The following is a 20821-nucleotide window of genomic DNA, read 5'->3' as shown; positions in this document are numbered from 1 at the left end:
CGATTTTTGCTTTTTTGATAGATCTAATTAACCTGAGTTCGACGAAATCTGCTTAGCCTTTTAGCATATTTTGGAAAGTTGGCTTATTGGGATTCAAACAATAAGCTACTACAGCAGCCATGATATTCACCATGAAGTTATTTACCGAACGATGACGTGAATGTTCAAGTTGATGTAAATTTTTTAATTGATCATTCACGGTTTCGATCAATCCTCTTCTGCAAAGCAATTGTTTTTCTTCTTCAGTTTGGATGGGTTTATTTTTCATATTCCGACGTGATGGGGTCAATATTTTCAGTCCTCTTGCAGCTAAAGCTTCGGCTTTTGCTTTGCTCAAATAGCCTTCGTCTCCGAGTAGGATTCCTTTTAATTCTTGAGTTAAAGATTCTAATATAGCAACATCATGAACATTTCCCGATGTCAGTTTGAGATTAATAATTTCACCTAAATTATTGATAACGAGATGTAATTTAAAAGTAAGCGTCCGCTGAACCCCATGCCTATTTTTTAATTTTGGTCGGATTTCCAGCGGTGTGGCAGTAATTCTTCTATTTGGGTCACTTTATGCGTCGGCAGCCTTTTCAGCACATCACTTAAATAGGCATACGGATCCAGTCCATTCAGCTTTGCTGACTGGATTAAAGTCATGATATTGGCAGCTCGTTGGCCGCTGCGCAGCGAGCCAGCAAACAGCCAGTTCTTACGTCCCAACGCCCAGGGGCGCATCTGATTTTCAATCCAGTTATTATCTATAGGCAAATTACCATCATCCAGATAGCGGCAGAGTGCCTGCCAACGTTTTAGGCTGTAATTGATCGCCTTGGCAGTTGGAGAACTCGATGGCACCGTCAGATAATGTTGGTTGAGCCATTCATACAGTTGTTGCATCACCGGTTGACTATGCTTTTGCCGATATTCGCGGCGCTGTTCTGCTGTACCATCGGTCTTTTTCCTGAGTTCTGCTTCTATCGCATACAGTTTCTGAATCAGCACTAATGCCTGTTCAGCGACCTGACTTTTCCCAGTTACATGCAGTTCATGGAATTTACGACGTGCATGGGCCATGCAGCCCACCTCAATGACCTGGCCTGATTTAAAGCGTGCTTTATAACCACTGTAATCATCACAGACCAGATGGCCCTGCCAGCCATTCAGGAACTCTTCAGCATGCTGACCTGAACGGCTATCCTGAAAGTCATAGATCACCGCTTGAACTGGATTGTACTGTGTGGTGGCATAGGCCCAGACATAACCTTTCTTCGGTTTTTTCTCATCATCACCCATCCGCATGATGGTGACCGGCGTTTTGTTAGCGGCAATGTAAAAATGACCCCCCAACAGCATTTGAAAATTGACCCCCTTGGTTAATATAGTGGTCTTTTTGGACTGCTCAACATGTTAACTTTGGAGCAAGCAGTGACAATCCAAATACTTCATCAACAAGGTCAATCTATTAAGGCAATTAGCAGCGAACTCGGTATTTCTAGAAATACTGTGCGTAAATATTTACGATCTCAAGTAACACCTAAATATCAACGAACACAATCTAAAGTGAGTATTCTTGAGCCTTATAAACCGTATTTAATCAAACGTGTAAATGCCGCCGATCCAGAATGGATACCGGCTGTAGTGTTGTATCAAGAAATCTTGCAAAAAGGCTACACGGGGAAAATTAGAACTCTACAAAATTATCTCAATACATTAAAGCCAACTAAACAACCAGAGCCGATTAAGCGATTTGAGACTCAACCAGGTCAACAAATGCAGGTTGATTTCACAACAATTCGACGTCATCACACCACATTAAAAGCATTTGTTGCAACTTTGGGATACTCTAGAGCAACCTTTGTTAAGTTTTATGATCATGAACGTTCTGATGCATGGATTGATGGCTTAGAAAGTGCTTTTCAGTTCTTTGGTGGTGTTCCTAAAGATGTATTATTTGATAATGCTAAGGCCATTATCATTGAACGTGATGCTTATCAAGATGGTCAACATCGCTGGAATGCTAAATTACTTGATTGTGCTAAGAAATATAACTTCCGACCACGTGTTTGTAAGCCATATCGTGCGCAAACAAAAGGTAAAGTAGAACGCTTTAATAGTTATTTGAAATCAAGTTTTATCGTGCCATTAAAAGCAAGTTTAAAGGTGGTTGACCTTAGCTTAGATGTTGATATGGCAAATGCCTATATTGGTCGATGGCTTAGTGAAACAGCAAATCAACGCATTCATGCAACAACTAAAGAAAAACCAAGTACTCGTTTGCTTGAAGAACAACAATATTTTTCTTCATTACCTTTATTTAATGATGGTTCTAAAAAATCTGTAATTGATGATGTTAGCCCATCATCACTCATACCTCATGAGAGTGTTCAACACCCCTTATCAATCTATGATGAATTACTGGAGGTTTCTTAATGAATTTACAGTATGAGCGTATTGAACAGCTTTGCCGTCAGCTTGGTCTACAAACAGTGGCATCACAATGGTCACATCATGCACAACAAACCTTAGCAAAGGATAGCAGTTATGCAGATTTCGTTGAAGCTATGCTATTACATGAATACACAGCCAAGCAGCAACGTAGTCAACAGATTCTTTTACAACTTTCAGGTCTTACTCAAATCAAAACGTTGGAGGCTTATGATTTTAATTATGCTTTAGGTGCTCCAAAGTCGCAGTTGCTTGAACTATTTAATTTAAGCTTTATTCCAAGAGCTGAAAATGTTGTATTTATTGGTGCAAGTGGTGTTGGGAAAACACATCTATCAATGGCTTTAGGCTATAAGGCAATTATGAATAATATTAAGACTAAGTTTATTACTGCAGCTGATTTAATGTTGCAACTTAGCCTAGCTTATCAACAAGGTAAATTAAAAAACTACATGCAACGTGTTGTACTTGCTCCAAAGTTATTGATTATCGATGAAATAGGATATTTACCATTTGGTCGTGAAGAAGCAAATTTATTTTTTAATGTTATTGCCAAGCGCTATGAAAAAGGCAGTACGATTTTGACCAGTAATTTACCATTTAGCCAGTGGTCTAAATCATTCGCAGATGATGTTACTTTGACAGCAGCAATGTTGGATCGTTTATTACATCATTGTCATGTTGTACAAATATCTGGGGAAAGTTATCGTCTAAAAGATAAAAAGAGAGTAGGAATTCAACCACAAATTGAGTCTTAATAAATCATCAAAGGGGTCAATTTTACTTTGCTGTTTTTAAGGTAAAAGGGGTCAGTTTTAAATTGCCGTTGACATTTCATCGGCATGGATCACCCGCTGTTGCAGCACCACCTGTTTTAAGGCATTGGCCAGAAGTTCCAGTTCCACACCGCAGCGACCAATCCAGTCAGATAAAGTAGATCTGGACAGATCAATGCCCGCCCGCTGATAGATCAGGCGCTGACGGTACAGCGGCAAATGATCGGCATACTTCGATACCAGCACATGGCTGAGCAATTCGGTGAAGCAATGCCTTTATCAATCACATAGGCAGGCATCGCTTGCTGAGTCAGAGTGTCGCACTGATCACAGACCCATTTGCCACGGACATGCTGTTCCTTGTAGAACTGTGCCGGTCTGAAATGCAGTTTTTCACTGATATCTTCGCCGATACGACGTAACTGGCAGCCACAACTGCATTGGGTTGATGCAGGTTCATGCTCAATACGGATGGTGTGTAGATGATCTGGCAGCAGTCGACGTTTAGGTTTGTTGACTGTGGCTTTGTGTGTCGCTGCATCGGTTTTATCTACATTTAATCGTTCTAATTCTAGATCAACGGCTGCGATATCTTCTTCGACCGCTTCGTCCCATAGATGGATTTGTTTTGCGGTAAGATGTTCGTTTTTACTGCCGAATTTATGATTTTTAAACAGCGCCAGTTCATGCTCGTATTTTTGATTGAGAATAGAAAGATGCTGAACTTTAGAATCTAATTGCTGATTGGTGACTTCAAGATGTTGAACTTTGGCATCTAATTGTTGATTTGATACTTCCAGATGTTGAACTTGAGCATCTAATTGTTGTTTATCTTCTGCGAGTTGTTGATGCTGCATCGCCAACTGTCGGGTGAATTCCAGCAGTTGTTCATGGGTCAGTTGGCTTAAGTCAGGCAACGTATTCATGACCGCAGTATGCCTGAGGTCATGAGAAGAATGAAATAGAACGTTTGGAGGATGGCAGAATAGCCGACTTGGTTTAGAGCATCGTGACCACCTGCTGTCGTCCAATGCGCTGCCAAGGCAAACCCTGAATTAATGCCTGTAACTGTTCCGGGTTGAGAGCTACGCTTTCACCCTGGTGAACTTGAGCCCAGTGGAATTTTCCCTGTTCCAGCCGCCGGGCACACAGCCAGATGCCCAGTCCATCATGCACCAGTACTTTCATACGATGGCCACGTTTATTACAGAACAGGTAGGCGCAATGCGGTTTGATCGAGCCAAAGGCTTTCATGAGCTGCGCCATAGCCGTATCCATACCCGCACGCATGTCCATCGGCTGGGTAGAGAGCCAGATTTCATCGATACGGATCATTTGATCAAGACCTGAAGTAAAAGCAGCAACTCCTTGGCCGATTCCACTGGCCATTCGATTTCGATCACCTGATCTCTTGCAGAACATTGTTTCTGATGCAGTGGAATTCTGATATGAGCGACAGTATTCTTCTCCGGCACAGATAGCGGAGGTGCGTCTTGTTTGGCTGGAGTCGGGTGAAGCATGACTGGAAGAAAGTCAGTCTGTGGACTAGATGGGGTTGTTAATGCAGGGGGTATTGATCTGGATTGATGAATCCATTTATGCAACAGATTGGCATTGATCTGATGTTCCATTGCGACCTTGGCCACTGATGTATCTGGGTGCTGGCATTGCTGAATAAGTTGATGTTTAAATTCAGCCGTGAAGGTTCGACGAGGCTTTTTTAGCGTTGGTGTGCTGTCTATAACTGTCTTTAAATCCATAAATAGGTGTCCACTTAAAATTTAGTGGACACTATCGCGGTATTAATGAGTTAGAAAAAGTGGGATTCAGCGGACGCTTAATCTAATTCTAAGATTTAAACCATATTGAATTAATGATCATCGCACGGCTAATTCTGTATATAAAATGGTAAATTGTTTAGGGTAATGCCCCCTAAAAATAGAATGATCAAAGGGGCAGACGATAATGCTCATCTTTATCAGCATTTAATTGCTGGAGGAAATGTAGCAGAAAGAGCTGGCAATCTTTTGAGTTAACTAAAAGAGACCGTGGCATTTGCCACGGTCTCTTTTATTATATAGGATCACAGGGTGAATAGTTTTAAAAATAAAACTGAAAATTGATGGGTGAATATTAGTAGTAGTGTAGAGCACAACCGAAGTTTAAAAATTTAAAACAACATGATATGGTTTAAATCCCTCTAGTACAGCTTCGGCAACCAACTGAATAAATGGCTCAGTTTTTCCATAAGCCATCCATTGATCTAATGCTTCATAGTAGGCTAGGCGATTTTCGACTGTAATAACGCAGGGAGGGTATCCAGCTTTGAGTAACTCAAGGTTCATCAAAAGACGTGATGTACGTCCATTGCCATCAATAAATGGATGAATACCTACAAAATCTGCATGCACTTTAGCAGCCCGTTCAATCGGATGAAGTTTATATGCCTCCAAATTGTACCAATCGACTAGCTGAGCCATTTTGTCATTTAATAATGTATAGTCGGGTGGAGTAGTGGTAGCACCTGAAATCAACACATTTTGTTGGCGATAACGTCCTGCATTATCATCATCAATATTTTTTAGAATAAGTTGGTGGATATTGCGAATCTGCCATTCAGAAAATGGCTCTTCTTTGCGAATAATATCTTCAACATAGTAGATAGCGTTTCTATGATTGATTGCCTCGAAATGTTCTCGTAAAGCTTTCCCACCAACAGTTATGCCTTCCAAAACTACTTTTGTTTCTAGCAATGTAAGCGTATTGCCTTCAATTGCATTCGAATGATATGTCCAACGGACAATAAGATCTTCTTGAAGGTTTTTTACAATCGCAGGAGAAAGAGGACGATGCTCATCTAATTTTTTCTTTAAAGCATCAATATTTTCAAACATAACCTAACCCCTGAAGTTGTACTCTTGAATCATACATGAAAAAAACAAATACAAAAAAGATGATGTTATAACATAAAGCTTTGATTGGGTTGTAACGATGTTAGAACCCTTATACCATTTAAAATGCTAATTGAGGATTTGAATAACATCTCAAACTGATTCAATATACTGAATTTGATATAGGTCAAACATTACATCACTAAATTTCAAATTATCAATTTGAAAAGTGAATAGTATTTTTACGGTATTTTTTACGGTAAAAGCTGGTTGGGTTTAATTTTTTATTTATAAAAATCAATATTATATTTTTTGTTTATGGTGCGCGCTGAGCGCACCAAATTAGTATATAAGCATTGAACTGTAATATAAAAAATAGTTGAAAAGTATATAAAAAATTAAGATAAACATTCGATCTTATTTGCCATAGCCTGATCACGTTTTTCAGCATATAAAACTCACATATTTTAAAACTGAAAAATCTGAGGGCAGCTTCGTGGGCTATATCGTTAAACTCATTCCAGAAAACTTATATTTTGTTCCGCATGATAATGAAATTGGTACCACGGAATTTCGCAGTAAAGCCGTCGCAGAAGGTTTGTTCTACGATTATGCTGAAGCAACAGCAATGGTAAAGCTATACAATAAAGATATGCTGCAAGATGTTGATTATGAAATTGAGTTAATTGAATAATCGTCGACTTCTTATTATTTGAAAGTATCGCCAAGTTATGCAGAAGCTAATCGCAAAGCTGGAGCTTTTAACCGCATAAAATTATGCCGTAACTGAAAATTAAATCAATTGAAATTTTGCTGTGTGAATGTGTTGAAATGTAGTGGGCTATTGCAGCAAAAAATAAGTTTCACTATATTAAAACTACAGTAGGTCATTCAATGTAATAGACGCTACGATGCAGTTGGACGGATCAATGACAGCTCGTTGAGTTTGTAACTCTTGTTCAAACAATAAAATCAGCACTAGCCTTCCAACATAAAAAAACTCGCAGCAATGCGAGTTTTTTCTGTGCTAGAATGAAAAACAAGCAAATTTACTGTGGTTTTGTAAGTTGTAAATAAAATTTTAAAAAATATGTGTTTGAATTTGTTAGATAATTTAAATTTAGTTTAAAAAAATACTACATTGTCAAACAATCTAACAACTCACTTTTTTAAAAAATTTATAAGCTATGGTATAAAAAATTTCCGTCAAGAAAAAGGGAACAACAATGACGCAAATCATCGATATTAAAGTTAAAGACCAGTTTAGCCATATTTACGAAGCAAAAGCATTGCTACGTAATATCCCAGAAACTTCATTGGCAGCGGGTTTGGCACTATTTCACAAAATTGAACACATTATTGTGGAAGGTGAAGTGATTTTACCAAGCATCGAACTTTTGTTTGAAAGCCGCGAGTCTGATAGTATTTTCCGTGTGTTGGAGTAAATATTTGTGAGACTACTTTATTTTTAGAAAAGCTCATTTCGATGAGCTTTTTTGTGCGCAGGATTTTTAAAGCACACGTAAATAAAGTGCTCATTAAGTGTAAAACATATCGCTTTAAACCGTCTGATCTTCTACAAGTTGGATATTTACATCGTATTTATCAAACTCTTGAATAATTTTTTGAATGACCGCTTGCCCAATGTCATCATCGGGTTGAAAACTCAACTCTTGATTGGTTTGACTATCAAAACATTCAATTTGCAAGATTTGCCAGAGCTGGGCATCTGTACTTTGTTGAATCACTATGCGTCGCGGTTGTAAATGTGCTGAAATTTGACGCGGCAACACATTGGTAATCGCTAACTGTATTTGGCTTTCCTGATCTTTTGGGCTTAAAAAGGTAATCACCCAATTGCCAACTTTACTGAGTTGCATTGGATTGTCATAAGCATCAAACGCTAAAAAAAATGCATGATTCATCATGACCCTGTGCCTCAACAATTCTGGAAAATACTATATCGCTGATTTTTATGAGTCGGGGCTATGCCGCTAAAGTCTTAGCTTTTATAGGGATAATGAATCTAAGGTTTAGATGTGGATTTATATGTGTTTTTAAAGTGTTGAAAAGTAATAAAAATAAATTAATCCATATATCCCTGAGCATGGTTTTAATTGTTAAAAAGACTTAAAACTAAGTAAAAAAATCTAAGCTTTAAGTCGGATTAAGCTTTTGTAGGGAGTGATTGATTTGCTGCAAAATCTGATTGAGTGCTTTTGGCGGCAAACGAGTTTCTTGTAAAGAGGTAATCCATTGCATTTGGCAGAGTTTTAAGCTGCGAATATCCTGCGCTTGTAAAATTCGCTGAATCAGTTGTTTTGCCATTAATCCACAATGACGCTGTAAAGTATCCATCATGAGAAATTTTACATCTTCAAAACTCAAGGCAGTAATTTCAGGCTGTATTTCTGCTTGTGGTTCAGGTTGTTCAGCGGGCTGTTCTGTATTAATGGCAGCTGCAACACGTGCTTCTAAATATGCAGGAACTGAATTTACTTGAAGATGTTGGGTGCGGATTGGTTCTGCCAAACTCTCAGCATGGGCTTGCGGGGTGCTGCTTGCAAGTTGGCTATGAATTTCTGTGCGCAAAGTGGTAGATGATGGCACTGGCGCTTGTTGCAGCAAAATGTCTGTCGTTTGCTCTTGTTGTTGCAATGTATCTTGCTCAAGCGCAGCAGGGGCAATCAGGTGCATATCTAATAGCTGTTCAATCAATTCAGGTGGTGCAAGACGTTGCTTGAACTGATCTCCGAGTAAATCAAAATCTTCAGTACCAATCAGTACCAATAAACGACGTTGACGTGCATTTAAATCACGTGTGCGCTGTTGTAATGCATCTAGACCGAGTTGAGTTTTTTGATAATTAAACATGAGCCTTAATTTATTTCCCCAATAAATTAAGGCAAAGCATAGACTTTGAAAATTACAATAATATGAATAATTTATGACAGGTAAATGCAATAAGATTCACTTGAAACATTTATAAAGTCAAAATACTGGTATTTTCGAGCGCCTTGCGTAAGTAAGGATCTAAATCTTCTTGTCTTAATAACCATTGCACATAATCGGCAGGAAGGTCAGCAATTGCCGTACCACGATGTTTACCAAAATTGATAATTTGTGGAATACGTGCTTCTTCTGAGGCAGTGTAGAGTTCTTCAATACTTTGAATTTGTAGTTGATGAACTTCATGCATCAAAATATTGGCTGTTAAAATAATATCCATATCGGCACGATGCGCTTTTTTAATCATGTCACGCGCTTTTTCGCTGCCTTTGGTAATCATATAAATTAAAGCTGAAATATTGTGTGCTTCGGCGTTTGGCCATACGCGACGTGCAAGTGCCAAAGTGCAAATGGCTTTAATTTTAGAAGTATCCACACCACATTTTTCTAAAGCGCGAATATCGTAATCAATATTATGCCCAATGATATAGGTGGTTTCGGCAGGTAATTCAAAACTACTGTAATGCGGTTGATCAATTAAATCCGATTCTAAAATATGATGCACCGCCATCGCTGCGAATGAAATAGGCTCATCAACTTGATACAACTGATCGAAAATTTTACTTTTATCTAGACTGATTTTGCCATCTTGAATTTGAATGGGGGCGTAGGCAATCTCAATGGGTTGTCCATTTAAAGTATGGGTTTCTGTGTCGAGAATAATAGCCTGCATGTCCTGATTCGCTTGCGTCATTCAATAAAAATGCAATCTAACATTAGCCGCTGCGTATGACAAATTGAATTGAAATTTAATAGACAGCTGTATATGTGATCAATTTACTGATTTTTACCGTAAGTGTTTAATTTTAAATAAAATACACTTGCATATTAATTGTTGAAATCTTGCCTGATACGATAAAAAAGCGTACAAATAAAGATTGCGAAGGATGCAATTAATAAGAATATGAAGACAAGGGTAAGCAAATGAAAAAAATATGGTTAAGCGTGGCTTTGGCCAGCAGCAGTTTGTTTTTAACCGCCTGTAATGATGATCATGACGATACGAGTGTTGTGGTTGTTGAGGATGGTATTCCGAAATATAATTTTAGTGCCCCAGTCGTGAAAACAGAGCCTTATTTAGATCAGGGTGCCAATGCGAATAATGTTTTAGATACAGTAAGTGCCTCTAAAACATTGATGACTTATAAAATGTTAGGGGTAAATGGACAGGAAACTCAGGCAACTGCACTTGTTTTTACCCCTCAAACAGTTAAGCCTGCGGGCGGATGGCCACTTGTAGTTTGGGCGCATGGCACAACAGGAGTGGCAGATGCGTGTGCACCAAGTCGTCAAGGTTTAAATGGAAATGAGTACTTCATTGCTAAACTATTGGCAGCAGGTTATGCCGTTGTTGCACCCGACTACGAAGGTTTAGGCGAACCGAGTGGTAAAGAATTACATCCATTCTTGAATTTAAAAAGTGCAGCTTATTCGATTACAGATGCTGTTGTCGCTGCAAGCAAGCTTTTGGGTAATACTGCAGAAACGCGATGGAGTGTAGTTGGACATTCACAGGGTGGACATGCGGCTTTAGGTGCAGCACAGTATGCATCGCGTGCGCAGTTAAATTATAAGGGTGCCATAGCTATCGCACCTGCATCAAATTTAGGTTTGGTATTGATGGGTGGGGAGCAAAAAGCAGCTCAAGAGCTTGATTTAATAAAGAAAGTACAGACACTTGCGCCCTTAGATACATTTACTGCTTTAATTACTGCTGGGCTAAGGAATACTGCGCCAACCTTGCAATATTCAGAAATATTTGCAACACCAACAGATCAACTCGCAGCTTTGGCAGAGACAGACTGCTATGAAACTTTAGGTCAAAAGTTGGCTCAACCAATGATAGGGTATGCCCAGACTTATGGAACATTGGATGGTTATCAGCGTACCCAACCGAACTTCATGACGACCATCCCTGAGGTCAAAGATTTTTTAGCAAATGGCTCACAGCCATTAAAAGTTAAAATTACTACACCTATCTTTATTTATCAGGGAACAGCTGATCCAACTGTACCGAAACAAGCAACCGATCTCTTGGTTCAGACTGCAAATAACTTAGGAACAAAAATTCATTACGTCACTGATCAGGATTTACCTATAGAGCAAAAATGGGATCATGGTTCTGTGTATGTGAATAATCTGGATGAGTTTGTTAAAGATGTGCAATCGTTAATGCCTATTCAATAAGTCTTTGAATACCGATATAAATTGAATTGATCTGAAATAGCTCGTGTTTTATCTGAAACATGAGCTATTTTTATGTAAAACTGAGCAAAGTTCATTCTCTCAGTTCGCAAACTTTATGCTACAATACGCGCCAATCTTAGCACGGCTTAAAAGCCCTAAATTAATAGGACCTCGCTAATGTTTGCCAATATTTCTATTGCCGAATTTGATCCAGAATTAGCTCAAGCGATCACCAATGAAGATGCGCGCCAAGAAGCTCATATTGAGTTAATTGCTTCTGAAAACTACTGCTCACCTGCAGTAATGGAAGCTCAAGGTTCAAAACTTACCAATAAATATGCAGAAGGCTACCCAGGCAAACGCTACTACGGCGGTTGCGAATACGTAGATATTATTGAACAACTGGCGATTGACCGTGCTAAAGAACTCTTTGGTGCAGATTATGCTAACGTTCAACCACACGCTGGTTCACAAGCAAACTCTGCAGTTTACTTAGCTTTACTTAACCCAGGCGATACTGTGTTAGGTATGAGCTTGGCACATGGCGGTCACTTGACTCACGGTGCAAAAGTAAGTTTCTCTGGTAAAACATATAATGCTATTCAATATGGTTTAAACCCAGAAACTGGCGAAATTGATTACGAAGAAGTTGAGCGTTTAGCGCTTGAACACAAACCACGCATGATTGTTGCGGGTTTCTCTGCGTATAGCCAAATTGTAGATTGGCAGCGTTTCCGCGACATCGCAGACAAAGTTGGTGCTTATTTATTTGTAGATATGGCACACGTAGCAGGTCTAGTGGCTGCTGGTGTATATCCGAACCCTGTGCAAATTGCTGACGTAACGACTACTACTACACACAAAACATTGCGTGGTCCACGTTCTGGTCTAATTCTTGCGAAAGCAAATGAAGAGATCGAGAAAAAATTACAATCTGCTGTGTTCCCTGGTAACCAAGGTGGTCCATTGGTACACGCAGTTGCAGCAAAAGCAATTTGTTTTAAAGAAGCAATGGCGCCTGAATACAAAGCGTATCAACAACAAGTTGTTAAAAATGCGCAAGCGATGGCTGAAGTTCTTATTGAACGTGGTTATGATGTAGTATCTGGTGGTACGAAAAACCACTTGTTCTTGCTTTCTTTAATCAAGCAAGATATTACAGGTAAAGATGCAGATGCATGGTTAGGTGCTGCGCACATTACTGTAAACAAAAACTCTGTACCGAACGATCCACGTTCTCCATTTGTAACTTCTGGTATCCGTATCGGTACTCCAGCGGTAACTACACGTGGTTTTGGTGAAGCAGAAGTACGTGATCTTGCAGGTTGGATTGCAGACATTCTTGACAGCAAAGGTGACGAAGCTGTAATTAATACTGTAAAAGCAAAAGTTGAAGCTGTTTGCGCGAAATTCCCAGTTTACGCAAAATAAGCATAGCCTTGAGAAAAGCCCCTCAAGGGGGCTTTTTTTATGGATGTAAAAAATTGATTTTTCGTTCAAGAAGCTGAATTTCTGTTATAACTTAAGCGTATTGAATATGATTGTAGGCAAGCTGATGATGACAGTATTGTCGGAATGACAGGAATAAAAGTAAATGATTAGACCAAAGATTATTATTTCAGAACAAGATTTGCACCGTTTGGAAACGATGCTTGAGCATCAACCGAAATTGACGCCAACGATGCAACATCTAGAAGATGAATTGGCACGTGCTGAAGTGGTTGCGCCACAAGATGTACCGAATAATGTGGTGAGCATGAATGCCCGCGCATTGATTACCATTGCACCTGCAAAAGAACCGACTGAAATTACCTTGGTTTATCCGCATGACTTTAAAGGTGAGAAAGGGCAGGTGAATGTGGTTGCACCTGTCGGGACTGCCATTTTAGGTTTAGCTGAAGGTCAGGAAATTGAATGGCCACAGCCCGATGGTCATATGATGAAAGTCAAAATTGAGAAGATTTTGTATCAGCCAGAGCGTGAAGGCGATTATTTATAATCTGTTTATCATCCTGCGTTAGGAACATTGAAAGCCATGTTGATCATGGCTTTTTTATGCACTGGTGTTTTGAATCAGGCATCTTGTGACTGATGTTATGCGAATCTATAAAAAAGCATTTAAGCAGATCGAAATAAAAAATTGCAAAATATTACATGACCTTAGCCGAAAAACACGTACTATAAAATCATGTAAAGAGGGTTGTTATGGTCTATGGCTCAGTTTGAAGTGTTACTGCCTTTGCAAGAGATTACGGTGGATCGTGCAGAGCTTTTGGCGATTCAACGCAATGATTTAGTTCCGTTGTTGAATGATCAATATCGTCTAAATCATTATGCAGATCAGGTGATTCAAGCGCAGTCAGTTTTATTGGATGGGGTGGATCCACATTTAACTCAGCAATTGAGTGTGACCATTGAGCAGTTGATTCAGGCGCTTGGCAAATCTAAAAAAGTGTTAAAGCAACGTAAGTTTAATGCACTACAAAAGTGGCTAGGCATAGATTTGGAATATGGCGCGGGGCAAGTGCAATATTATAAAAACCTAGATCATTTATTAGGACAAGCAGATCGTTTAAGCCAAAAGCTGCAAATCGAAATTCAGAAATCACAATCACGTTTTCAGCAGTTGGTTGGTTTGCGTGAGCAAATGGCGAAATACATTCAAGCTGCCGATGAGTTTTTAGTGGAATATCCACGATTTGTGCGCAATCAGCATCCTTTGGATAATTTTAGCGAACGACTGGCCAAGAAAATTTATAGTTTAAAGACTTTGCAAAGTAGTAATGATATTGCGATTACTCAAATGCAACTTTCACAGCAACTCTCTTTTAGTTTGTTAGATCGCTTTAAAGAAGCGCAGCAGGTACTCATTCCTGCATGGCAATATCATGTCAAACAAAGTCAGCAAAGTGGCTCACACAGTCAGCTAAAAAAGCTGGATCAAAGTCGTGAGCATTTAATTAAGACATTAAGAAAATCCTTAGAAAAACCTGCGCAATCATAAGGCATGGTTTTGATTAGATAGAGGCGAAATATGACAACTTCTGAACAACGCAACGTCGCTGTGCAAGTGAGTGATGAACAGACTCAGCAACAATTTCAGCAACTCAATTTGCAGGAAATTGGCTTACAGCCTGATGACTTTCAGGAGGTGCTGGCTGCGCGTAAAGAATTAAGCGATCTTAGCCATCATTCGGTTGCAGAATATGGCAAAAATATCGCCACTAAAACGTCAAGTTATACCGATGAGCTTTTAGGTTTGGTGCAAAATAAGGATTTGGATGTCACAGGGCAAAAGCTGAATCAGGTGGTGCAGGTTGCACAGCAGTTAAATACCAACAGTATTTTAAATCCAAACAAAAGCAGTGGCTTTTTGGGTGGTTTATTCAATAAGTTAAAAGGCGCTAAACAAAGTTTTGATCAAAACTTTAACAGCACCAAAGCGCAAATTGATAGTCTGGTCACAGAAATTGAAAGCTCACAAAATGGTTTAAAAAACCGTGTAGATACACTGGATAAAATGTTTCATGGTGTGCAAGATGAATATAAACAATTGGGGATTTATATTGCAGCAGGTAAGTTAAAACAGCAGGAAATTCAGCAGCAAATTTCTGAATTTTCCGCGCAGCCGCAGGATCAGACCACGACTCAAAAAATTTATGATCTCAATCATCTTGCTAATAATTTAGAAAAGCGGGTGAGTGATTTGCAGGTGTTGCAACAATCTGCCATGCAAACTTTGCCGATGATTCGGATTATCCAGTCCAATAATTTAATGTTGGTCGATAAATTTTATGCGATTAAAAACATTACCTTACCTGCGTGGAAAAACCAGATTAGTTTGGCGATTTCTTTAAATGAGCAGAAAAACAGTGTGCAACTGGCCAACAGTATTGATGATGCCACCAATGAATTGCTGCGCCGTAATGCAGATTTATTGCATCAAAACTCGGTGGATACTGCCAAAGCCAATCAGCGTTCGGTGATTGATATTGAAACCCTTGAACACGTACAAAATACCCTCATTAAAACAGTGAACGATGTGATCCAGGTACAAAAAGAAGGCATGCAAAAACGTGCAGAAGCGACTACGCGTTTGCGAGCCTTACAGGAGAATCTGAATCAATTGGTGATTGGTTCAAGTCAACAGTCTGGTCAATAAATGCATTTTGACAATGACTTCATTTAATCTGAAATTTACCTGATAAGGAGTCGAATTTGCCCCCACTTGATGAATATGCCATTCAGCCACAGCAGCTAAAAACAGGTGTTGTGGCATTACAGCAGCGTCAAAAAAAGCTCAGTTTTTTGGCTGTGCTGTCTATGACGGTGGTGCTTATATCGGCAATTGGCTTTTTTATTCAGCAAGATGTGATTTATAGCTTCTTTGGTTTAAGCACTGAAGTTCAGCAATTACACATGCCTGCAAGTGTCGATGCGACTTTGGCAAATTTAGGGCAGCAACCTGATTATTTTTTCAGTTTGTTGAACTGGTTGGGTTGGTTGATTTTAAAACTGTCGGTGTCATTTATTGGTGCATTCGTTCTAGTTCATCTACTCAAGAAAATTCGTTTTTTTTATATTCGCTTTCAGTCCTTTGTCTTGAAATTTGTAGCTTGGTTGCTGAGTTTTATTTTACTTTGGTCGGCATTGAGTTATGTTCAGCATGACCGACAAGATGATACGCAGCAGGTATATGCCAAAATTGTGCATTATGAAAAGCACATTCAAGAAAGTGAATTGGCGCGTTATTTACAAAATGCAGAAATGGCAGCGCCTGTTAAAGCCTATTTGTTGGCGCAAACGGCATTGATGCATCATCCCGCAGATAAAGATGCAGCCATTCCGCAAGTGTTGACCTTGGTCAAAGCAGAGCAGCAAGATCCGCAATTTTTACATTATGGATTTAAACCTGAACAATTATGGACCATGCAGCAGCAAGTTTATGGCAAAGCCTTAACGCCTATGGCGCAAAGCGTACATAAGCAAGTGCAGCAAGCACAGCAATTAAATACGCTTGCTTATTATATGAATCTTGCAGTTATGGCGCTTATGTTGATACTGTCTGCGGTACTGTGGTTTTTATCACGCCATTTACAGCAACGTATTCTGCGGATTCAACAACAACTTGAATAAAAAATGATTAGGCTCAATTGCTTAAGGCAGACATTCAGTTTTTATGTTAATGTCTAAATTGAATAGCTTTAGGTATTTTAAATGAAATAGTAAGCTTGAAACTCACTATCATTTAAAAAAACGATCATAAATATAAAAATAAACCGTTTCCCCTATGTAACTATTTTTCGTAAGATGACATCAACAAATAAATTTACTCCCTTGGAGACGTTAGCCATGTTAGACCAAAATACTTCTACACAACTTAAAACTTTATTAGAACGTCTTGAAAGCCCAATCGAGCTTGTCGCGACTTTAGATGGTTCTGATAAATCTGCCAAAATTAAAGAATTGGTTGAAGAAATTGCAGCACTTTCGCCACAAGTTACTGCACGTTTTGACGGTAACAACGCACGTGCACCAAGTTTTGGGATTGCAAAAGTAGGTGAGCAACCGCGCGTATTCTTCGCAGGTTTACCAATGGGGCACGAGTTCACTTCATTAATTTTGGCTTTATTGCAAACTTCTGGTTATGCACCAAAAGTATCGGATGAAGTATTAACGCAAATCAAAGCATTGAATCTTTCATCTCAGTTTGATGTGTTTGTATCGTTGAGCTGCCACAACTGTCCAGATGTAGTACAAGCTTTGAACCTCATTGCGATTTACAACCCTGGCACAACAGCAACCATGATTGATGGTGCATTCTTCCAAGAAGAAGTTGAGCAGCGCAAAATTATGGCTGTGCCGATGGTATTCCAAGATGGCAACCACATTGGTCAAGGTCGTATGACTTTGGAAGAAATTGTAGCTAAATTAGATACAGATTCTGCGAGCAAAGATGCAGCGAAACTGAATGCCAAAGAGGCGTTTGATGTCTTGGTAATTGGTGGCGGCCCTGCAGGGAATACATCTGCAATCTATGCAGCACGTAAAGGTATTCGTACAGGTATTGTGGCTGAGCGGATGGGCGGTCAGGTGATGGATACCATGGATATTGAAAACTTCACTTCTATCCAAAAAACACAAGGTCCAAAGTTTGCGGCAGAAATGGAAGCGCATGTGCGTGAATACGATGTCGATATTATGAATCTACAAAAAGTATCTGCCATTAAAGGTGCTGATGAAACTGCCAATGGTTTGGTCGAAGTGACTTTGGAAAATGGCGCAACACTTGAATCGAAAACGGTGATCTTGTCTACAGGTGCACGTTGGAGAGAAATGAATGTACCTGGTGAAGCAGAATACCGTACCCGTGGCGTGGCGTACTGCCCACACTGTGATGGCCCGTTGTTTAAAGGCAAACGTGTTGCAGTGATTGGTGGTGGTAACTCAGGTGTAGAAGCAGCGATTGACCTTGCAGGGATTGTAGAGCATGTGACTTTGGTAGAGTTTGATACTAAATTACGTGCAGACCAAGTCTTGCAAAACAAATTGAACAGCTTGCCAAATACTACTGTAATTACCAATGCATTATCGACTGAGGTGATTGGTGATGGCGCACAAGTGACTGCATTGAAATATAAAGACCGTGCGACAGATGTTGAGCATACTGTTGAACTTGCAGGAATTTTCGTACAAATTGGTTTATTACCAAATACGGACTTCTTAAAAGAGTCAAAAGTAGAGCTGACGAATCGTGGTGAGATTGTGATAAATGAGCGCAATGAAACCAATGTAAAAGGTGTATTTGCGGCAGGTGACTGTACAACTGTACCGTACAAGCAAATCATCATTGCAACAGGTGAAGGCGCGAAAGCATCACTTTCAGCATTTGATTACATCATCCGTTCAGGTCAATAAGTCTGAACGAATACATCTGAATACGCGGATTAACCATCCTTAAATTGTATTCGCTAAAAAGATAGCGCCTGAGTTCCCCAATACTCAGGCGCTATGTTCAGTAAAGTGCGTTATCGCACAGTATTAAAAGTTTATTTATTCTATTTTTGGTTTTAAGAACTGAGTCGGCTAACAACTCAGTTTTTTTTTATTTTTAACATCCAGTTTGATTTACAGCAGTTAGATTCATTTCAGTCTAATTAGCCTTATTATTTTGTCCAAATAAATTCAACTGATTAAACTTTTCCTGTAGCTGCTCTTTGGTTTCGACATGCTCAGGATGCGGAATAATACATTCAATTGGGCAGACTGAAACGCAGGTTTGATAGTCATAAAACCCCACACATTCTGTGCAACGCGCCACATCAATTTCATATACCTTCTCGCCCTCATAAATTGCTTCATTCGGGCATTCGGGTAAGCACATATCGCAATTGATGCATTGGTCGGTAATCAGGAGTGCCATCGCAAAACTCGCTTAGTTTATTGCCACTTAGTTGGCTTGATAAGCCAACGATGAGGCAGAAATATCTGCAGTCGAATTTGGTAAGTTGCGAATCAGCAGGGCATAACGCATATCGACATCTGCAGGTACAGGGATTTCTACAATATGCCCTGAACCTTTAGCATCTTCAATCAGATTGCCTTTTTTATCTTTAATTTCAGTTAAAGTGAAATAGATATTGCCTTGTGGCGTCATCAATTCTAAAGAATCGCCCACTACAAAACGGTTTTTTACATCAATTTTAATGTAGTCACCATTACGTTCTAAGACTTCACCGCAAAATTGCTGATGATCAAAACTTGATGAACCTGTTTCGTAGTTTTGGTATTCGCTGTGCACATGACGGCGCAAGAAACCTTCGGTATAACCACGGTTAGCTAAGCCTTCTAATTGAGTCATTAATGCAGGGTCAAATGGTTTGCCTGCAAGCGCATCATCAATGGCTTTACGGTAAATTTGTGCAGTACGTGCGCAGTAGAAATAAGATTTGGTGCGACCTTCAATTTTTAGTGAATGGATGCCCATTTTAGTTAAACGGTCAACGTGCTGCACTGCGCGTAAATCTTTAGAATTCATAAAATAAGTGCCGTGTTCATCTTCTTCGGCAGCAAACATATCTTCGTCATTACGTTGTAATAACACAGGCTCGTTAAATTGATGCTGTGCCTGCATGTGTTGTTCATCTGCATCGGCAGTTTCAGAAAGATTTTTGACAGGAATTACGTCACCTGTTTCATCTTCTTTTGCATCGTGAATTTTATATTCCCAACGGCAGGCATTGGTACATGCGCCTTGGTTGGCATCACGTTTATTCATATAGCCTGAAAGCATGCAACGACCTGAATAGGCCATGCACAGCGCACCATGCACAAATACTTCAATTTCCATGCCAGGCACGTTGTTTTTAATTTCTTCAATTTCATCAATCGACAATTCACGCGAAAGAATGACACGGGTTAAACCCATATTTTGCCAGAATTTCACCGTTGCCCAGTTCACCGCATTGGCTTGTACCGATAAATGTACAGGCATGTCGGGGAAATTTTCACGCACCATCATAATCAGACCTGGGTCAGACATGATCAGCGCATCGGGTTGCATGGCAACCACAGGTTCTAGGTCACGAATAAAGTTTTTGAGTTTGCTGTTATGCGGTTGGATGTTCACCACCACATAAAACTTTTTGCCTAATTCATGTGCTTCTTGAATACCAATTGCTAAGTTTTCATGATCAAATTCGTTATTACGCACGCGCAAACTGTAACGCGGCTGACCTGCATAGACTGCATCTGCACCATAAGCAAAGGCATAGCGCATGTTTTTTAAAGAACCAGCAGGAGAGAGAAGTTCGGTGACGTGGGAAATGGTCATGATCAAAAAGCAATAGCAGAAATATGGCTTTATTGTATGAATCTAAATTTAGGATTCAACCTAGTAAATAGCTCGGGATTCAGAAGAAAACTTGTGCTGAAACGCTGGGGCTAATCTTGATATAGAAAGTTCCTCATCCTGAGCTATACAAAACGCACGAGAAGGGACTTTCAATACCAATTTGACAGATTGCTTATAATCAATTTCTGATGGATGAAAGCGTGTTAACGTACACGTTGCCCATGTTTATCAATCACCACTTCACCATCTTCTTTGCTGAAGCTTTTTAATTGTGGTTGAGTGAGCAAGTCTAAGACCAGTTCAGAAGGGCGGCACAGTTTCACACCTAACTCGGTCACGACAAATGGACGATTAATTAAAATCGGATGCTCGACCATCAATGCAATTAATTCCGCATCGCTGTGTGAGCTACCTTCAAGTTGCAACTGTTCGTATGGTTCTACATTTTTGCGGATTGCATCGCGCATGCTTAAACCTGCTTGTTGAATCATGCTAGTAAGTTCAGCTTGTGTAGGTGGGGTTTTTAAATATTCAATAATTTCAGGTTCTTGTCCTGTATTACGAATTAATTCTAAAGTATTGCGTGACGTTCCACAGGCAGGGTTATGAAAAATTTTGATGGTGTTGCTCATGCGTAGTGACTCGTTTTAGGTCGATAAAATTTCAAT

At 39.6% G+C, this 20821-nt stretch carries 20 protein-coding genes and 3 pseudogenes; 11 read left to right on the top strand and 12 right to left on the bottom strand.

Annotated features, from left to right (window positions below; all coding sequences use genetic code 11):
• Nucleotides 1–52 precede the first annotated feature (52 nt).
• Together C3Y93_RS04600 and tnpC are read right to left on the bottom strand one after the other, a co-directional pair.
• Nucleotides 53–475: pseudogene (locus C3Y93_RS04600) on the bottom strand (IS982 family transposase); the annotation flags it as partial.
• A gap of 32 nt (nucleotides 476–507) precedes the next feature.
• Nucleotides 508–1314 (bottom strand): annotated as a pseudogene (gene tnpC, locus C3Y93_RS04595) (IS66 family transposase); the annotation flags it as partial.
• An 81-nt stretch (nucleotides 1315–1395) separates the two neighbouring features.
• Between tnpC and istA the strand changes: the two are divergent.
• Together istA and istB are read left to right on the top strand one after the other, a co-directional pair.
• Nucleotides 1396–2421 carry an IS21-like element ISEc57 family transposase gene (istA, locus tag C3Y93_RS04590; RefSeq protein ID WP_104852212.1) on the top strand — a complete coding sequence of 342 codons (1026 nt, stop codon included), beginning with the start codon at nucleotides 1396–1398 and terminating at the stop codon, nucleotides 2419–2421.
• Nucleotides 2421–3194 (top strand): IS21-like element ISEc57 family helper ATPase IstB, encoded by a 774-nt coding sequence (gene istB, locus C3Y93_RS04585; RefSeq protein WP_104852211.1) that lies wholly within the window; start codon nucleotides 2421–2423, stop codon nucleotides 3192–3194. The genes istA and istB overlap by 1 nt, the downstream gene beginning before the upstream one ends.
• A gap of 60 nt (nucleotides 3195–3254) precedes the next feature.
• On the opposite strand, the pseudogene C3Y93_RS04580 reads toward istB, so the two are convergent.
• The 4 genes and pseudogenes from C3Y93_RS04580 to C3Y93_RS04565 all read right to left on the bottom strand — a co-directional run.
• Nucleotides 3255–4138, bottom strand: a pseudogene (locus C3Y93_RS04580) (IS66 family transposase); the annotation flags it as partial.
• Between the two features lie 73 nt (nucleotides 4139–4211).
• On the bottom strand, nucleotides 4212–4547 hold the full coding sequence (tnpB, locus tag C3Y93_RS04575; protein ID WP_158660387.1) for an IS66 family insertion sequence element accessory protein TnpB: 336 nt from the start codon (nucleotides 4545–4547) through the stop codon (nucleotides 4212–4214).
• Complete coding sequence (gene tnpA, locus C3Y93_RS04570) at nucleotides 4544–4972, bottom strand: IS66-like element accessory protein TnpA (protein WP_104852209.1); 429 nt, start codon at nucleotides 4970–4972, stop codon at nucleotides 4544–4546. Before tnpA ends, tnpB begins: the two co-directional genes overlap by 4 nt.
• Nucleotides 4973–5374: 402 nt before the next feature.
• Nucleotides 5375–6106: a Fic family protein gene (locus tag C3Y93_RS04565; RefSeq protein ID WP_104852208.1), complete on the bottom strand. Its 732-nt coding sequence runs from the start codon at nucleotides 6104–6106 to the stop codon at nucleotides 5375–5377.
• A 493-nt stretch (nucleotides 6107–6599) separates the two neighbouring features.
• Between C3Y93_RS04565 and C3Y93_RS04560 the strand changes: the two genes are divergently transcribed.
• Together C3Y93_RS04560 and C3Y93_RS04555 are read left to right on the top strand one after the other, a co-directional pair.
• Entirely contained in the window at nucleotides 6600–6797 is a 198-nt protein-coding gene (locus tag C3Y93_RS04560) for a hypothetical protein (protein WP_004972905.1), read from the top strand.
• 532 nt (nucleotides 6798–7329) lie between these two features.
• A complete protein-coding gene (locus tag C3Y93_RS04555; protein ID WP_004972907.1) occupies nucleotides 7330–7548 on the top strand; it encodes a hypothetical protein in 219 nt (72 codons plus the stop codon).
• 114 nt (nucleotides 7549–7662) lie between these two features.
• On the opposite strand, the gene C3Y93_RS04550 is transcribed toward C3Y93_RS04555, so the two are convergent.
• From C3Y93_RS04550 to C3Y93_RS04540, 3 genes are all read right to left on the bottom strand, one after another.
• Nucleotides 7663–8031, bottom strand: coding sequence for a hypothetical protein (locus tag C3Y93_RS04550; protein WP_371971679.1), 369 nt, complete (start codon nucleotides 8029–8031; stop codon nucleotides 7663–7665).
• 229 nt (nucleotides 8032–8260) lie between these two features.
• A complete protein-coding gene (locus C3Y93_RS04545) occupies nucleotides 8261–8977 on the bottom strand; it encodes a hypothetical protein (RefSeq protein ID WP_104852207.1) in 717 nt (238 codons plus the stop codon).
• Between the two features lie 109 nt (nucleotides 8978–9086).
• Nucleotides 9087–9785, bottom strand: a complete 699-nt coding sequence (locus C3Y93_RS04540; RefSeq protein ID WP_096902516.1) for an exonuclease domain-containing protein — start codon at nucleotides 9783–9785, stop codon at nucleotides 9087–9089.
• A gap of 251 nt (nucleotides 9786–10036) precedes the next feature.
• On the opposite strand from C3Y93_RS04540, the gene C3Y93_RS04535 reads away from it, so the two are divergent.
• From C3Y93_RS04535 to ahpF, 7 genes are all read left to right on the top strand, one after another.
• Entirely contained in the window at nucleotides 10037–11299 is a 1263-nt protein-coding gene (locus tag C3Y93_RS04535) for an alpha/beta hydrolase (protein ID WP_104852206.1), read from the top strand.
• A gap of 177 nt (nucleotides 11300–11476) precedes the next feature.
• Entirely contained in the window at nucleotides 11477–12730 is a 1254-nt protein-coding gene (gene glyA / locus C3Y93_RS04530; protein ID WP_019836649.1) for a serine hydroxymethyltransferase, read from the top strand.
• A gap of 163 nt (nucleotides 12731–12893) precedes the next feature.
• Nucleotides 12894–13298, top strand: a complete 405-nt coding sequence (rnk, locus tag C3Y93_RS04525) for a nucleoside diphosphate kinase regulator (RefSeq protein ID WP_004972920.1) — start codon at nucleotides 12894–12896, stop codon at nucleotides 13296–13298.
• Between the two features lie 213 nt (nucleotides 13299–13511).
• Nucleotides 13512–14303 carry a tellurium resistance protein gene (locus tag C3Y93_RS04520; RefSeq protein ID WP_104852205.1) on the top strand — a complete coding sequence of 264 codons (792 nt, stop codon included), beginning with the start codon at nucleotides 13512–13514 and terminating at the stop codon, nucleotides 14301–14303.
• Between the two features lie 30 nt (nucleotides 14304–14333).
• The gene (locus C3Y93_RS04515) at nucleotides 14334–15461 is read left to right on the top strand and encodes a toxic anion resistance protein (RefSeq protein WP_104852204.1); all 1128 of its coding nucleotides are present in this window, start codon (nucleotides 14334–14336) and stop codon (nucleotides 15459–15461) included.
• A 56-nt stretch (nucleotides 15462–15517) separates the two neighbouring features.
• A complete protein-coding gene (locus C3Y93_RS04510) occupies nucleotides 15518–16435 on the top strand; it encodes a hypothetical protein (RefSeq protein ID WP_104852203.1) in 918 nt (305 codons plus the stop codon).
• Between the two features lie 216 nt (nucleotides 16436–16651).
• Nucleotides 16652–18217 (top strand): alkyl hydroperoxide reductase subunit F, encoded by a 1566-nt coding sequence (ahpF, locus tag C3Y93_RS04505; RefSeq protein ID WP_104852202.1) that lies wholly within the window; start codon nucleotides 16652–16654, stop codon nucleotides 18215–18217.
• A 235-nt stretch (nucleotides 18218–18452) separates the two neighbouring features.
• Here ahpF and C3Y93_RS04500 read toward each other — a convergent pair whose 3' ends face one another.
• The 3 genes from C3Y93_RS04500 to arsC all read right to left on the bottom strand — a co-directional run bounded on the left by C3Y93_RS04500 (nucleotide 18453) and on the right by arsC (nucleotide 20785).
• Nucleotides 18453–18722, bottom strand: coding sequence for a YfhL family 4Fe-4S dicluster ferredoxin (locus C3Y93_RS04500; protein WP_004972931.1), 270 nt, complete (start codon nucleotides 18720–18722; stop codon nucleotides 18453–18455).
• Between the two features lie 27 nt (nucleotides 18723–18749).
• The gene (yegQ, locus tag C3Y93_RS04495) at nucleotides 18750–20132 is read right to left on the bottom strand and encodes a tRNA 5-hydroxyuridine modification protein YegQ (RefSeq protein ID WP_104852201.1); all 1383 of its coding nucleotides are present in this window, start codon (nucleotides 20130–20132) and stop codon (nucleotides 18750–18752) included.
• A 224-nt stretch (nucleotides 20133–20356) separates the two neighbouring features.
• Complete coding sequence (gene arsC, locus C3Y93_RS04490) at nucleotides 20357–20785, bottom strand: arsenate reductase (glutaredoxin) (RefSeq protein WP_104852200.1); 429 nt, start codon at nucleotides 20783–20785, stop codon at nucleotides 20357–20359.
• Between the last annotated feature and the right edge of the window lie 36 nt (nucleotides 20786–20821).

This window comes from Acinetobacter sp. SWBY1, assembly GCF_002946595.1.
GTDB lineage: Bacteria > Pseudomonadota > Gammaproteobacteria > Pseudomonadales > Moraxellaceae > Acinetobacter > Acinetobacter towneri.
Note: the sequence above shows the minus strand (reverse complement) of the source record. Positions and strands in the feature narration are given on the sequence as shown.